This is a genomic window from Leptolyngbya sp. FACHB-711 (assembly GCF_014695615.1).
Classification (GTDB): domain Bacteria; phylum Cyanobacteriota; class Cyanobacteriia; order Elainellales; family Elainellaceae; genus Leptolyngbya_A.
The window spans coordinates 1-13,740 of the sequence record NZ_JACJOR010000410.1 but is presented as its reverse complement, the minus strand read 5'-3'; the positions used below and the strand labels follow the sequence as shown (position 1 = coordinate 13,740).

Sequence of the window (13,740 nt, the reverse complement as noted above, 5' to 3'; positions counted from 1 at the left end):
CAGGCTAATGCCGATCGTTGGACCAATCAGCGGAATGACTTCAAATAAGCCTACAATCAGCGTGAACAGCAGGCTGAACTTGATCTGCAAAAACAGCAGGGTTGGAATCAGACAAGCCACCATAATCAGTGCCAGCAAGACCTGACTCAGGAAAAACTGGTGAAACTGTTGCTGAAGCGAGTGGCTAAGCGCATCGCCAAATTTCTCAGGCAGCAGCCGGATCAAGCCTTTCCAGAACCGATCGCCGTACAGCAGCATATAAAACGCCAGCACAATCCAAAATACCGACGCAAACAATTGTCCCAGCGTGTTGAGGGCAAGTTCGGGCAAGCGGGCTAGAATTCCTTGAATCTGGGTGGCAAGCTGATTGGTAATTTGAGCGAGATCTAGCGGCAAATTGTTGCGATTGATCAGCGATTCCAGCCAGGTGATGTTTTGATTGCTTGCCCGTAACAAGTCGGGCAGTCCTTGCAGGAGTTGATTGGTCTGATCGATCAAAATGGGAATCAGCGTCGATGCCAGCACAATCAGCAGCACTATAAACAGCATCAGCACTAGAAAAACTGCCTGGGTTCGGCTGGAGCCAAGTTTCTGAAAGCCCTGCACCAGATAATTGAGAATCAGTGCTAGCACTGCACTCAGAACAACCAGAGTGATCAAGCCCTCAAAATACTGAAAAACCTGCGCCAAAACCCACAGATTCAGCACGATCACAGGACCGCTCAATCCGTAGAGCAAATAGCGGCGCAGCAGTTCAGAAGTTCGCATCGATCGCTACGAGGTTTCCAGGCTTCAAGACTGCATCACTTCAAGTACCTGCCGAATCACCTCAGCCGTGGGCTGATCGGTCACTGTCACCGAGCCGATCGCCGTCGGTAGCACAAATCGAACGCGCCCATCTTTGACTTTTTTGTCGCTTTGCAGAGCAGTGACGATCGCTTCCAGATCCATTCCGGCAGGCAATCGGGTGGGCAGTCCTGTTTTCTGAATCAGCGCATTCTGGCGATCGGCGGACTCCTGATCCCACATTCCCAGGGCAACGGCAATTTGTCCGGCAGCCACCATGCCGATCGCGACTGCTTCGCCGTGATTCACCACTTTGTAGCCCGTTAGACTTTCGACCGCATGACCGATCGTGTGTCCGTAGTTGAGAATGGCACGCAGTCCGGCTTCTTTTTCGTCTTTGCTAACAACGTGTGCCTTTGCCTCACAGGATGCCGAGAGAATTTGGTGCAGCAGTTCCTCGCTGACATAACGCTGCTGATCCAGTCGCTCGGCGGCTTCAAGCTGCTCAAATAGCCCCGCGTCCCAGATGACGCCATATTTGATAACTTCTGCCATGCCTGCCCGAAATTCCCTTGGCGGCAGGGTTTGCAGTACTTGCGGATCGATCATCACCAAGCGCGGCTGATAAAATGCGCCAATCAGATTCTTGCCCTGCGGATGGTTCACGCCCGTTTTGCCGCCGATCGAGGCATCTACCATTGCCAGCAAAGACGTGGGAACCTGAACAAAGTGAATTCCCCGCATCCAGGTCGCTGCCGCAAAGCCTGCCATATCGCCAATCACCCCGCCACCTAGGGCGACAATTGTAGACGATCGCTCCAGTCGATTTTCCAGGGCAACGTCATAAATTTTCTGAATCGATGCCAGCGTTTTGTAGCGTTCGCCCGCAGGCAGCATCACCGTCGCTACATCAAACCCGGAAGCGGTGAGGGAGCCGATCGCCTGCTGCCCATACTGCTTAAAAATCATGGGATTCGATACCAGCAGCACTTTCTGCCCCAGCTTGAGCGGCTGCATCCAGTGTCCTAGCTGTTCCAGTCCGCCCGACGCGATCGCGACTTCGTAAGACTGCTGCGGTAACTCCACTCGAACGATCGACTTCATGACTTGCTTCCACAAATGCCTGTGGGCTGATCTTACTCCACATTGATAGGGACTGTTGGGCAGTTCGGCGAAAGGAGGGGGACGAAAAATGCTTGAATAGGGATGTGATGTTTACTGCTTTAAAGACGGAGAAAGGTCAATGGGAGCAATTGCATATCTGCTGATTGTGGGTGGTACTACGGGATTTGCACTGGCACTGTATTTTGGACTTCGTGCTGTAAAGCTGATCTAAGCGATCGTTGTCATCGTTTGAGCAGTAGCAGCGATCTGGCATCGCCCCCCTAAATCCCCCATTCATGGGGGACTTTGAGTTTTAAAAGGCGGATTCTATTTCACCAATGGTATTGTCAGGTGTTGCTTGAGCGGCAATTCCAAGTCGGCTCACGTTGAAGCTGCATTTTCAGTTCCATTTTCAATCTGTGTTAGTTCTGGTGTTAGTTCCTGGGTTAATTCGATGACGTTTCCATCTGGGTCTTGTGTGAAGGCAGCCGATCGCCCGGAAGCACTCATTTGCAGCGCGTATCCGTGTTGTTGAAGCTGTGCTTTTGCGGCTTCGAGATCTGCGACGGCTAGAGCCAGATGCGAATTCCGCCCCCATTTTTCTGTGTTGGGAATCGTTTGGCTCAGCTCCTCATGCACAATGAGATGAATCTGCACGTCGCCAATTTGATACCAGCGTCCTGGAAATTTAAGCGATCGATCGACCTGAGGCAGTCCCAAAACGGTGCCGTAGAAGAAATCGGCTTTCTCCAGGTCAGAGACAAGAATTGCGGTGTGAAGGTAGCGGCTAATTTGAATCATTGCTTTGCTGAAAGAACTCGGTTGAACTGGCAGATGTGGCGAGCCTCTGCACGTTTATCTTGAAATTCTCTTCTGCCTTCCATTCTAAAGAACAGGGCAAAGCCTGGATCGCTTTCTGGATCGTTCTAGAGAAGTCCTCTGGCTCTAAAGAACTTGTTAGGATAAAGTCTGAAATCGATCGCGCTACCCTTGCCTGCGAGAGTTCCTGTCAACTTACTCCTTTTCCTGACGCTGTTCATGAATATTTTCACCGATCTCCTGTCCAAGTCTCCCGCGTTGTCCGTTCGTCCTCAAAAGCAGCGACGCACGGTGGAAATCAAAACGCCTCAAGAAATTGAAATTATGCGGCAGGCGGGGGCGATCGTTGCCACAGTTCTCAAAGAAATCTCTGAGCTGGTCGAGCCGGGCATGACAACGGCGGATCTGGATGCCCATGCGGAAAAGCGAATTCGCGAAATGGGCGCAACGCCAAGCTTTAAGGGCTATTACGGGTTTCCAGCTTCGATCTGTGCCTCGATTAACGATGAAGTGGTTCACGGCATTCCCAATCCCAAGAAGGTGATCCGGCGCGGGGATGTGCTGAAGGTCGATACCGGGGCATTTTTTAACGGATTTCACGGGGACTCCTGCATCACGATCGCCGTTGGCAAAGTCACGCCTGCTGCCCAAAAGCTAATTCAGGCGGCGGAAGCAACGCTTTACAAAGGCATTGAGCAAGTGAAAGCCGGAAAGTGTCTCTTAGATATTGCCGGAGCGGTGCAAGACCACGCCGAGGCAAACGGCTTCAAAATCGTAGAGGACTATACGGGGCACGGTGTTGGGCGCAATCTACACGAAGAACCTTCGGTGTTCAACTTCCGCACCCACGAAATGCCCAATGTCCGCCTTAAACCCGGTATGACGCTGGCGATCGAACCAATCATTAATGCAGGCTCCAAGCACACCCGCACCCTTTCCGATCGCTGGACGGTGGTCACGGTTGATCGCAGCCTCTCTGCCCAGTTTGAACATACGGTGCTGGTCACGGAAGAAGGCTACGAGATTTTAACCGATCGATCGAAGGTGTGATTGAAGGCGTGATTGCTCGGGGCTTGGATTGAGCGTCGGGTCGGGGGCAGTTTGAGAGCCATTTTGATGATTCAAACTGCCCCTTTGGAAGGGTTTATTCCTGGTTTGTCTTAACTTGCCTGCCCAACTCGCGCTTTTGCGGCTGCAAGTGCCTGTCTCACCTGCTCAAACCCCGTTCCGCCGTAGCTATTGCGCGCTGCAACCACCTGACGCGGGGCGATCGCCTCATAAATGTCCGACTCAAACTTGGGGTGAATGCTCTGCCATTCTTCGAGCGTTAGATCCTTAAGCAGTTTGCCTGCGCTGAGCGAGGTTTTGACGACTTTGCCCACAAGATTGTAGGCTTCGCGGAAGGGAACGCCCTTGGCTGCCAGGTAGTCGGCGACATCGGTGGCGTTGGAGAAGTCTTCATCCACAGCGCCATTGAGGCGATCGACCCGAAACACTAAGCCTTCCTGCATCAGAATGGTCATTGCTTCCAGGCAAGCCTGCACCGTTTTGACCCCATCAAAGAGGGCTTCTTTGTCTTCCTGTAGGTCTTTGTTGTAGGCGAGGGGCAGTCCTTTCATCAGCACGAGCATGGCTTGCAGATGCCCAAACACGCGCCCGGTTTTGCCCCGTACCAGCTCCGGCACATCGGGGTTTTTCTTTTGCGGCATAATGCTGGAGCCTGTGGCGCAGCTATCGGTGAGGGTGACAAAGCGAAACTCCTCTGATGCCCAAAGAATCACTTCCTCCGACAGGCGGGACAGGTGAACCATGATCAGACTCGCTGCCGCCAGAAACTCGATCGCAAAATCTCGATCGCTCACCCCGTCCAGGCTGTTGGCATACACGCGACCAAAGCCGAGCTGTTCTGCTGAGTAGTGGCGATCGATCGCAAAGGTCGTTCCCGCCAGTGCTCCGCAGCCCAGAGGCGAGATATCCACTCGCTTGTAGACATCGCCAAGCCGTTCCCAGTCGCGATCAGTCATTTCCACATACGCCAACAGGTGATGCGCCAAACTGAGGGGCTGCGCCCGTTGCAGATGGGTATAGCCAGGGATCAGGGTTTCGATATGCTGGTCTGCCAGGGTGAGCAGCACGGTTTGAAACTGGCGAATTTGCTGCCGGATGATCTGGATCTGGTCGCGCAAATACAGCCGGGTGTCGGTTCCGACCTGATCGTTCCGCGATCGAGCCGTGTGCAGCTTTTTGCCCACATCGCCCACCAGTTCGGTCAGCCGTCGCTCGACTGCGAAGTGAACGTCCTCAGCATCCACTCCCGGCTTAAAAAAACCCTGCCGATGCTCCTGCCGGATTTGCTCTAGCCCTGTGACCAGGGTTTCTCCTTCCTCGGGGGAAATAATGCCTGTTTTTGCCAGCATTCTAGCGTGTGCTTGTGACCCGGTGAGGTCGTACTCGATTAGCTCAAGATCAAAGCTGATACTGGCATTAAAGCGGGCAATTGCCGGATGGAGAGCCGCCTCAAACCGCTGGCTCCAGGTTGCAGGTGGAGAAGATAGATTACTCAAAGCGCGAATCTCCAATCAAGAGCGGGTCAATCATCGCATTCAGGGTGCGTTCAAATCGCGTTCATTGCGAAATCCTAGCGATTGTACCGCGATCGGTTTTGCGAGAACTGTTCGCTGGGAAACGAGCAGATTAGAACCTTGTATTGCGCCTAACTGCGAAAAACAATTTCTTAATGCTGCCCAACTGTAGTTTTGCCCAACCAGAATGCTGCCCAATCGTAGTTTTGCTCAACCTGATGCTGACGAAGTGGGACTTTTAGCCGTAGGTGGTGAGTCCCCGGACGATATAGCCAATCACAAACCCGGCGAGCATTGCCCAGGCTTGACCCGATTTGACAAAGTTATTCAAAGTGGTACGCGTTCCCTTAAACACATCGGTTTCAAACTGCTCCGCCAGGAGTGTCTGCATGGCATCGAAGGGATGGTGGAAATCGATCGAAACCTGTCCGAGCAGGTGATGGCTAGCATCGCTCCACGAAGCATCAGGCAACCAGAGCAGGAGTGGGTCGATCAAATGATCAATCATGTGAATAACGGACATAAGCAGAGATAATCGGGGAATAGAAGGAAATGAAACGAACCTAGTTTGCCACAGTTCTGGAATTGCGGCACAGGAATTTGGGAAAGCGTTGCAGAAGGGGCTGCCTTAACCAGGTCTGTTCCTGATTCTTCCTCATTTCTGCGGATTTCTGCGGAACGGTTCGTGCGATTGAAGGAGTTCGGGTCGATGAGTTTCAAAATGGCAACTCTCAATGGGCGATTTGGGATGGCACTTTAGATAGCCTGGATGATGAGATAGTCTGGATGATGCCGCGAGGTTCTGTTTGCAGCGGTGCGATCGCCTGAGCCCTCAGAGTGAGTCCTGCCGCAATCGATTGGTTAGGGCAATCTTTCTGATGAAATAGGCATCTTTTTTAAGCAGTTGAGTAGACGGTTGAGGACAGCCAACCCTCGATCGCTTGAATCTGCACTTCGTAATTTGTGCCTTACGGAATTGAAACTCCCTATGGTTTCTTTTACACGGTTTTCCTTTATATAGGCTTTATTAAGGAAGGATGAGGTAACGATTCTAGGGAGAAAAAACGTGGAAGCAATCCGTAAAAATCGTTAGAAACGATACATTTAGAACGAAAAAAATTTCACTTTTTCCACTTAGTCAAACGAAATTTATAAAGATACTTCTATTCGCTTTCACCTGCTATAGTAAGTGCTCGTTGCTGCCGGATATTTTGAATTCAACTCCGCAACCTATGTAAATTCCGAATAAAAAGATCCGTACTGTGCTGAAGTTACGGATTGTTCTCGTATAAACAAGTAGACCGAGCCGATCGACTGATTCGTTGTTTCTACACGAGTTCACTGAAAATCATGGCTACTTCACGCTCCTTGCTCCTTTCCGTATGTCTATCGGGCTTCGTTTTTTCGGCTGCAACGCTGCCCCTGCTCTTCCTGGGTTCTCGTCCGATTACCGTTGAAGTTGAGGAAAAACCGCTGCTGACGGGTCGAATTCAAGACCTGGCATCCCCTTATCTGGGGCTTGTGGCTGGGCTGAGTGCCGGAGTTGGGCTGCTTGCTCTGTCGCTCACTGAATGGCGAAACACGGCTCGAACGCTGAATCAAACCCGCGATCGGGTATCTGCGCTAGAACAGCAGCTTCGACAGCAGGAACACCAGGTTGAAAGTCTCAAGTTTTCTGAGTCCAGGCTTCAAAGTCAAGGACTCAGCTTTTTTTTAGATCCGGGTGATGCTGTTTTGCCGGGGGCAGCCTCCCTTCATTCTGCATCTACCTTTGCACCGGTTCATGCAAATCCGGCGCACTATGCTGCCTCGCATAACTCGAACTCACACAGCTCCAATTCACACAGCTCGATCGCCCATCAGTCCGGTTTCCACCATCAGGCATCTGCTCAGATCGAGGAATTAAAGACTGCTTTAAAGCAGTTAACGAATCAGGTTGAACAGCTCCAAAACCCTGAATCCAGAGATTCGATCGCTCACTCGATCAATCCTTCGGTCAATGCTTCGGCTCGTGCTTGAGTCAGGAAAAATAATTACTTGTGTTCGTTGAGTTAGGTTTGCGATCGTCAATTTTTGCTGCTTACTTCTGTTGATTTTACTGATAGTCTTCGGTCTACACTCCATTCTGTTCGCAATTGCCATTTAATTCGATTTATTGGATTGGTTTTTGTTTTGCTTCATGTGATTTCACGGTTTCATTCTTCGACTGTTTTGTGGCGAATGTCTAAATCATGTGCTTGAGTTAAGACAACAATAAGTGGAGGCGATCGTCTTGGTCATTGGTCGCTGGTCATTGGTTATTCGTGACTGATAACTGATAATTGATCTGTTGTTGCTCAATAACGATTTCATTCTTTTGGGTTTAATTGGGTTCCCTGCTGGGTGTGCTGCAAAACTTCAGTGATTCAGAATTAATAGATTTCGCACTGATTCGTTGCGTCCATTCAGGAATTGTGTCTTTGGAAATTTATTCCAACTGGAATTAGCCGTATGAATTCCTCTCTTCCCTTTCGTCCGCGACTACCCCGGAAGGGGAACCGCTTCGCCTCAAGTCTGCCCCATCGCCTGTCCTATCGCCTCGCCTGGAGTGCGGTTTTGAGTCTGGGACTCTGGAGTATGGGAAGCTCGACCCTTGCTTTGCTCAGTGCCTCTGCCCAAACTGTTCCTTCTTCTGTGCTCAATGCCTATACGCTGCTGGATCAGGGCTTAGTGAATCAGGCAATTGCCCGGTTTGAACAGCTACTTCAGCAAATGCCCCAGTCGCTTGAAGCACGTTTGGGTTTAGCGATCGCCTATCGTCGTGCCGGACGGGATGCTGATGCGTTTCAGGCATACGAGCGAGTCTTGGCGATCGATCCCAATAACCGCTTAGCCCGGCTGAGCCTGGGAACGTTAGGCGGCTATCGTCCTGAATGGCACGAGCGCGGCATCGCTGCCCTGAGCGAACTGATTCAGCGCAATGCAGAAGACGCGGAAGCCCTTGCCCAGCGTGCTTTGCTATATATCTACCAGGGACAGTTTGACGCTGCCGTCGCAGACTACGAAAAAGTGCTGCAAAAAGACCCCACTCCCGAAGTGCTGCTGGGAGCGGCGCAGGCATACGGCTATCAAGGTAACTTTACTCAGAGTCTTACGCTGTTCGATCGTTATCGACAGACGGGTAAACCGCTTCAGGGCGATCCTGCGATTGCCTATGCCAGGGTTTTGCGCTTGACCGGAGAACCGACCGCTGCCGTTCAGGTGCTAGAAAATCAGCTTCGATCGCAGCGCAGGCTCACGCCGGATGCCATTCGTATGCGGGCAGAGCTTGCTTTAACCTATGCCGCCCTGCAACGGTTCGATCGCGCTACAACTGCGCTGGCCCCTCTGCGGGAACGATCGGATTCGCGCATGATACTAGGGCGGACTTTGATGGCGATCGGACAAATCCCGACTGCGCCGATTAGGAATCGAGAAGCGTTCTTGAATGAGGGAATTGCGCTGTTTCAGTCGGTGCTGACAGATCCAGAAGTGTCAGTCCAGACGCAGCGAGAAATTGCGGACGTGCTGGCAGGTGTTCCTCAGTCCCAATCCATTGCCCTTGCGGTTTATCAGCGATTGGGACAAATTCAGCCGGATGATCGCGGCTTGCAAACTCGGCTTGCGGTGCTGGAGTATGAGAGCAGCAAACGTTCCGAGGCGGATCTGCTGACGCGGCTGACTCAGCTATTGCAAACGCTGCCCCCAGAAGCAGACCAACAGCAGACGATCGCTGACGCATTAATCCAGATTAAGCAGCCCAACCCGATGCTGCTGCCGCTTTACGAAAACCTGGTGCGATCGGGCGTGGCTCAGCCAATGCTCTATTTCCGAATTGCTCAGATGTATCTGCGGCAGGGCAAATACGACACGGCGCGATCGGTGCTGGCGACCTATAAGCAGGCATCCCCTGAGCAGCCCAATCTGGTCGCAGAACTGCTGCTGGCGGCGATCGATCAGCGCGAGGGCAATCTGGAAGACAGTATTCGCCGCTATCAAGCCATTATTGATAGCAAACCCCAGAACCCGGACATTCTGGGTGGGGCACTGCAAGGGTTAGCCGGAGTGCGGCAGGCAGAGGGAGCGTACCGGGAGGCACTGCTGCTTTATAACCAGGCGATCGCTCTCAATCCTCAAGACCCAGCCCAGCAGCTTGGACAAGCCAGCCTGCAATATCAGGCAAATATGCTGTCGCGATCGGAGGCAGAAGCGATTCTGCGGAGCTGGTTAACCAGTCAGCCGCTCACGAATACTCCGCCAGAGCTGTATAGTCTGGTTGCCGCGCTGCCCGCGAACCCGGCTTACGAAATGCTCTATCGGGCTTTGGTCCAGGCAGACCCAACCCAAATTGGGGTACAGGTGCGGCTGGCGGAAGTCATTGCAAAGCAAAATCAAACGGCGGCAATGGCATACGTCGATCAGCTAATTGCCCGCGACCCTGATGATTTGACCGGTTACTTTCTCAAGGGTCAGATTGCTCAGCAGGTCGATGATTTGAACCAGGCAGCCGCCGCCTATGAGGAGATTCTCAAGCGGGAGCCTCAAAATGTGGACGCTCTGTCTGCCCTGGGCGGGGTGAGATTTCAGCAGCGACGCTATTATGCCGCCGTGGATCTCTACAGTGAAGTGCTGGCAATCCGACCCAATCACACGATCGCCCGCAATGCCCTCTCCAGCCTGGAAGGCGTTTTGAAGCGCAGCATTCCGGCACTCCGGCAGGCTCAGCAAAGGCGTCAGGCAGAAAATCAAATCCCTGTCAGTCCTGTGCCGACTCCGCTACCCTCCGCCGAATTTCAGCCGCAGGAAGATACGCCGCTGCCGTGGGAAAGCCGCTCTTGATTGATCTGTTGATTCGCTGTTGATTGGTCTGTTAATTCACCTGTTACTTCATTGCTGATTCATTTGGCGATTCACGCATGACAAAACTGCTGCTTTTCCTAACAGGAATGACCGCGCTGGTGCTGGGTGGATGTACGCCCGCTGCTCCACCTGTGGCAGCCCCTTCGCCGATTCTGATTGTCTCGCCTGCTGGCGAACCCGATGCGTCTGCGAAACGGGCAGAAATTTTGTCGCAAAGCTGGCAAACCTATAAGCAGCGATTTATTCAGGCAGATGGCAGAGTCATCGATCGCGAAGCAAACGATCGCACGGTGTCTGAAGGACAGGCATATGCCATGCTGCGAGCGGTGATGATGGACGATCGCCCTACGTTTGAGCAAACCCTTGCCTGGGCGGAGTCCAACTTGCAGCGTCGGGATGCTCAGGGTCGTCCCACCGATTCGCTGTGGGCATGGAAATGGGGCAAGACGGATCAGGGCAGCTGGGGGACGATCGACGGAAATTTTGCCAGTGATGCGGATATTGATGCGATTACTGCGCTGATTTTGGCGGCGCGGCGGTGGAACCGTCCTGAATATTTGGGTCTTGCCCGTACCAAGCTAGAGGATTTGTGGGAAGTTTCGACCTTCTACGTGCCTGCGGCTTCTTTCAATCAATCTGGTCGTCGCTATCTGCTGCCGGGACCGATCGCCGCCTTTCTGCGGTCGGATGATCCTACAGGGTCTACTGCGCCCGATCGCTTGGTGCTGAATCCGTCTTATTTTGCTCCGGCTGCGTTTCGGCTATTTGCCGGGATTGACCCGGAACGGGACTGGATGAGTCTGGTAAACAGTAGCTACGAAATTCTCAACGATGGGGCAGCGATCTCGAAACTTGGACTACCGAGCGACTGGATTGTGTTGAACCTGAGTACGCGAAGGCTAGAACCCGCCCCGCCCAATTTTTCCCTGCGATCGCTTTATAGCTTTGATGCCTACCGGGTGTGGTGGCGCGTTGCGCTTGATGCGGTCTGGTATCAGGAGCCGCTTGCCCAAAGATTTCTGCAAACCCATCTAGAACCCTTGAAAAAACAGTGGCAGACCGAGCAAAAAATTCTGGCGCGGATTGATCTTGAGGGACAAGCGATCGTCTCTTATGAATCGACCGCACAGTATGCCATGCTGTATGCCGCTTTTACTGCCATTGATTCATCGATCGCATCCCAGATTGAGCAGCAAAAGCTAATTCCCACTTATCAAAACGGTTTTTGGGATAACGATATCGCTTATTACACGCAGAATCTTGCCTGGTTTGGGCTGGCGTTTCCCTATGGTTTAACGGTCGATTGGCGCAAGGCGCAGCATGGTTTCACTCAGGCTCTGACTTCAGGTGTTTAGTTTTGTTCTTCAGCTTGTTCTCTAGTTTGTAATCCGCTTGTGGTGTGTCGGTTTCTGGTTTTTTCACGACTTTATCAACGAATCGAATGTCAGTTAATTAGTTCAAGCCTGTAGTTGATTTTTGCACTTTCCAAGTCACTGTGCATTTACTGTTTGATTCGATGGTAAGTGCATCATTCATTTACCCTTCCTAAAATCTATGATGTCTGACTGGTTTAATTTGTTTCGATTCTGGTTCTCTCGAAAATCATTCCGGTTTGCAATTTTGCTGCTGTTATTTTGCTGTAGCACGATCGCTGTGAGCTTAGTTGCGGTTGGCGATCGCGCCCAAGCAACTCAGCCACTTCAGCAAGCAGAAGAACAAGTGATTCGCAAATTTGCTCTGCCTGAAGATCCTGCCCCGGCTCCGGTATATCGTCCTGCCCCAGCTCCGGTGTATTCCCCTCGCTACTCACCCGAACCTGCCTATTTCCCGGAACCGCCTGCTCCTGTTTACTCAGCTCCGCGTCGTGCGATGAGTGCGCCTGCTCCGGTTGCCCGGACGGAAAGCAGCGATGTGAAAAAGGCTGACACTTCTGCAAAACCAAATCCGGTGGAATATGTGTGGGAGTTTAACCGTAGCCCGGAAACCGGAAATCGGCTGCGGCTAGAAGGCGTTTATCCTGAAGTGCGGCTGGGCTTTACCCGCGCGCGCAACTGGCAGGTGCAGTCCGCAAAGGCAATTATCGAGTTTCGCCAGTCAGCATCGCTGTTGCCCAAAAAGTCGAATCTGACGGTGCGGATTAACGATACGACGTTGGGCACCGTGCCGCTGAATCGCACAAATAATCAGACGGGAAAGGTTGCCTTTAACATTCCAGTCAATTTAATCCAGAACCAGAATGAGATCTCGATTCTGGCAGAGCAGCAAACCGACGAAAACTGTACCAATCCCAACACGCCCACGCTATGGACAGAGATTTTGCCCACGTCGAAGATTGTGTTCAGCTTTTTGCCGCAGCCCGTCACGCTGGACTTTAGCCGCTATCCTTATCCGATCGCCGATGAGTTCAGTCCTGAGCCAAACCAGATTGCTTATCTGCGTCCAAAAACGATGCAGTCTGACTGGTTGACGGCGATGACTCGCTATCAGGCAGAGCTGGGACGGCTGATAGGCTTTCATCCGCTCAAAACCCGCGTAGTAGACAATATTAGCCAGCTTAAAACCGAGGAACGCCTCGTGATTATGGGCACACCCGCAACCCAACCTTTGCTAGTGACCTTGAAGCTACCTTTTACGCTGAAAGAGGGACGTATGCTCGACGGGGAGCAAAAGCCGCTGCCCGATGATGTGGGCGTGTTGATGCTGACCACGCTGCCCGAAAAGCAGATTCCCGTCCTGGTGGCTGCCGGAAACGGCACTGCTGGAATGAACAAAGCCGTTCAATTTCTGGTACAGACCAAAGATCGTCAGCTCGGAACCGGGCAGGCTCTCTTAGTAAACAATCTAGAGTCGCCCCAATCACCAGAACCAAGGGATTGGGCAGGCTATTTGCCCAACGCCGATCGCTTTAAACTGAGCGATGTCTCGATCGATCGCAACGCATTCTTCGTGGATAAAACCGTACGGGGAACCAGAGCGGCTCCTGTCGAGATTCCTTTTCAGACCTTACCGGGCGATCGGGTGCTGCGCGGCAGTACAGTGACGCTGAATTACAGCTACAGCCCTCAGGTCAACCCCCGCAATTCCACGGTGGAAGTCGCGCTGGACAATATTACGCTGGGCGCAGAGCCGCTTCGCGCTCGAAATGGAGGTCGCCATTCGTTTACGGTGAATCTGCCTGATGATGGGGTGCGTCCTGACTCGAAACTGTATGTCCGGTTTATGCTGCATCCGCAGGACAATCAAGTGTGCGGACTGGAAGCCGATCGCCAGCTTTGGGGTACAGTTCACAGCGATACGGGTGTTCATCTGGTGCGTGATACGGTGATTCGCCTGCCCGATCTGAATTTGGTAAAGGCGGGCTTTCCCCTGGCTGCGCCGCAGGATCTCTCGACCACCGCAGTGGTTTTACCCGATCAACCCTCGGATGCTGAAATGAATTTGCTGCTGGCGCTAAGCCGCAGACTGGGGCGCATTACCCAATCAGAGTCAATCCAGCTTCAAACCTATCTTGCTAAAGATGTGACGCCGGAAGTGAAAGCCGAGAAGAGTTTGGTGGCGATCGGGCTTAGCG

General features: G+C 52.4%; 11 protein-coding genes. 6 read left to right on the top strand and 5 right to left on the bottom strand.

The features are described 5' to 3' along the window. On the bottom strand, nt 1-768 hold a 768-nt coding region (locus H6F80_RS17915; RefSeq protein ID WP_190792885.1), incomplete at its 3' end, for an AI-2E family transporter. 24 nt (nt 769-792) lie between these two features. After that, complete coding sequence (gene aroB / locus H6F80_RS17910; protein ID WP_190792884.1) at nt 793-1,890, bottom strand: 3-dehydroquinate synthase; 1,098 nt, start codon at nt 1,888-1,890, stop codon at nt 793-795. Nucleotides 1,891-2,029: 139 nt separating this feature from the next. Here aroB and petL point away from each other — a divergent pair, with 139 nt between their 5' ends. Continuing rightward, entirely contained in the window at nt 2,030-2,122 is a 93-nt protein-coding gene (gene petL / locus H6F80_RS17905) for a cytochrome b6-f complex subunit PetL (protein WP_190792883.1), read from the top strand. 149 nt (nt 2,123-2,271) lie between these two features. On the opposite strand, the gene H6F80_RS17900 is transcribed toward petL, so the two are convergent. Continuing rightward, nucleotides 2,272-2,691, bottom strand: coding sequence for a VOC family protein (locus H6F80_RS17900; protein WP_199296656.1), 420 nt, complete (start codon nt 2,689-2,691; stop codon nt 2,272-2,274). A 237-nt stretch (nt 2,692-2,928) separates the two neighbouring features. Here H6F80_RS17900 and map point away from each other — a divergent pair, with 237 nt between their 5' ends. Beyond that, complete coding sequence (gene map, locus H6F80_RS17895) at nt 2,929-3,759, top strand: type I methionyl aminopeptidase (protein WP_190792882.1); 831 nt, start codon at nt 2,929-2,931, stop codon at nt 3,757-3,759. A gap of 110 nt (nt 3,760-3,869) precedes the next feature. Here map and argH read toward each other — a convergent pair whose 3' ends face one another. Both argH and H6F80_RS17885 read right to left on the bottom strand, forming a co-directional pair. Continuing rightward, a complete protein-coding gene (gene argH / locus H6F80_RS17890; RefSeq protein WP_190792881.1) occupies nt 3,870-5,273 on the bottom strand; it encodes an argininosuccinate lyase in 1,404 nt (467 codons plus the stop codon). 256 nt (nt 5,274-5,529) lie between these two features. Further along, nucleotides 5,530-5,814, bottom strand: a complete 285-nt coding sequence (locus tag H6F80_RS17885; RefSeq protein ID WP_190792880.1) for a hypothetical protein — start codon at nt 5,812-5,814, stop codon at nt 5,530-5,532. Nucleotides 5,815-6,641: 827 nt separating this feature from the next. Here H6F80_RS17885 and H6F80_RS17880 point away from each other — a divergent pair. The 4 genes from H6F80_RS17880 to H6F80_RS17865 form a co-directional block, all read left to right on the top strand. Beyond that, nucleotides 6,642-7,310 carry a hypothetical protein gene (locus H6F80_RS17880; protein ID WP_190792879.1) on the top strand — a complete coding sequence of 223 codons (669 nt, stop codon included), beginning with the start codon at nt 6,642-6,644 and terminating at the stop codon, nt 7,308-7,310. Between the two features lie 471 nt (nt 7,311-7,781). Further along, nucleotides 7,782-10,148 carry a tetratricopeptide repeat protein gene (locus H6F80_RS17875; RefSeq protein ID WP_190792878.1) on the top strand — a complete coding sequence of 789 codons (2,367 nt, stop codon included), beginning with the start codon at nt 7,782-7,784 and terminating at the stop codon, nt 10,146-10,148. 77 nt (nt 10,149-10,225) lie between these two features. Further along, nucleotides 10,226-11,524, top strand: coding sequence for a family 8 glycosyl hydrolase (locus H6F80_RS17870; RefSeq protein ID WP_190792877.1), 1,299 nt, complete (start codon nt 10,226-10,228; stop codon nt 11,522-11,524). Between the two features lie 199 nt (nt 11,525-11,723). Then, a partial coding sequence (locus H6F80_RS17865; protein WP_190792876.1) for a cellulose biosynthesis cyclic di-GMP-binding regulatory protein BcsB occupies nt 11,724-13,740 on the top strand: 2,017 nt, incomplete at its 3' end.

What these genes read in the sequence shown, in the direction of transcription:
- aroB (WP_190792884.1), bottom strand. Translation starts at nt 1,890, where the DNA reads ATGAAGTCGATCGTTCGAGTGGAGTTACCGCAGCAGTCTTACGAAGTC.
- petL (WP_190792883.1), top strand. Translation starts at nt 2,030, where the DNA reads ATGGGAGCAATTGCATATCTGCTGATTGTGGGTGGTACTACGGGATTT.
- H6F80_RS17900 (WP_199296656.1), bottom strand. Translation starts at nt 2,691, where the DNA reads ATGATTCAAATTAGCCGCTACCTTCACACCGCAATTCTTGTCTCTGAC.
- map (WP_190792882.1), top strand. Translation starts at nt 2,929, where the DNA reads ATGAATATTTTCACCGATCTCCTGTCCAAGTCTCCCGCGTTGTCCGTT.
- H6F80_RS17885 (WP_190792880.1), bottom strand. Translation starts at nt 5,814, where the DNA reads ATGTCCGTTATTCACATGATTGATCATTTGATCGACCCACTCCTGCTC.
- H6F80_RS17880 (WP_190792879.1), top strand. Translation starts at nt 6,642, where the DNA reads ATGGCTACTTCACGCTCCTTGCTCCTTTCCGTATGTCTATCGGGCTTC.
- H6F80_RS17875 (WP_190792878.1), top strand. Translation starts at nt 7,782, where the DNA reads ATGAATTCCTCTCTTCCCTTTCGTCCGCGACTACCCCGGAAGGGGAAC.
- H6F80_RS17870 (WP_190792877.1), top strand. Translation starts at nt 10,226, where the DNA reads ATGACAAAACTGCTGCTTTTCCTAACAGGAATGACCGCGCTGGTGCTG.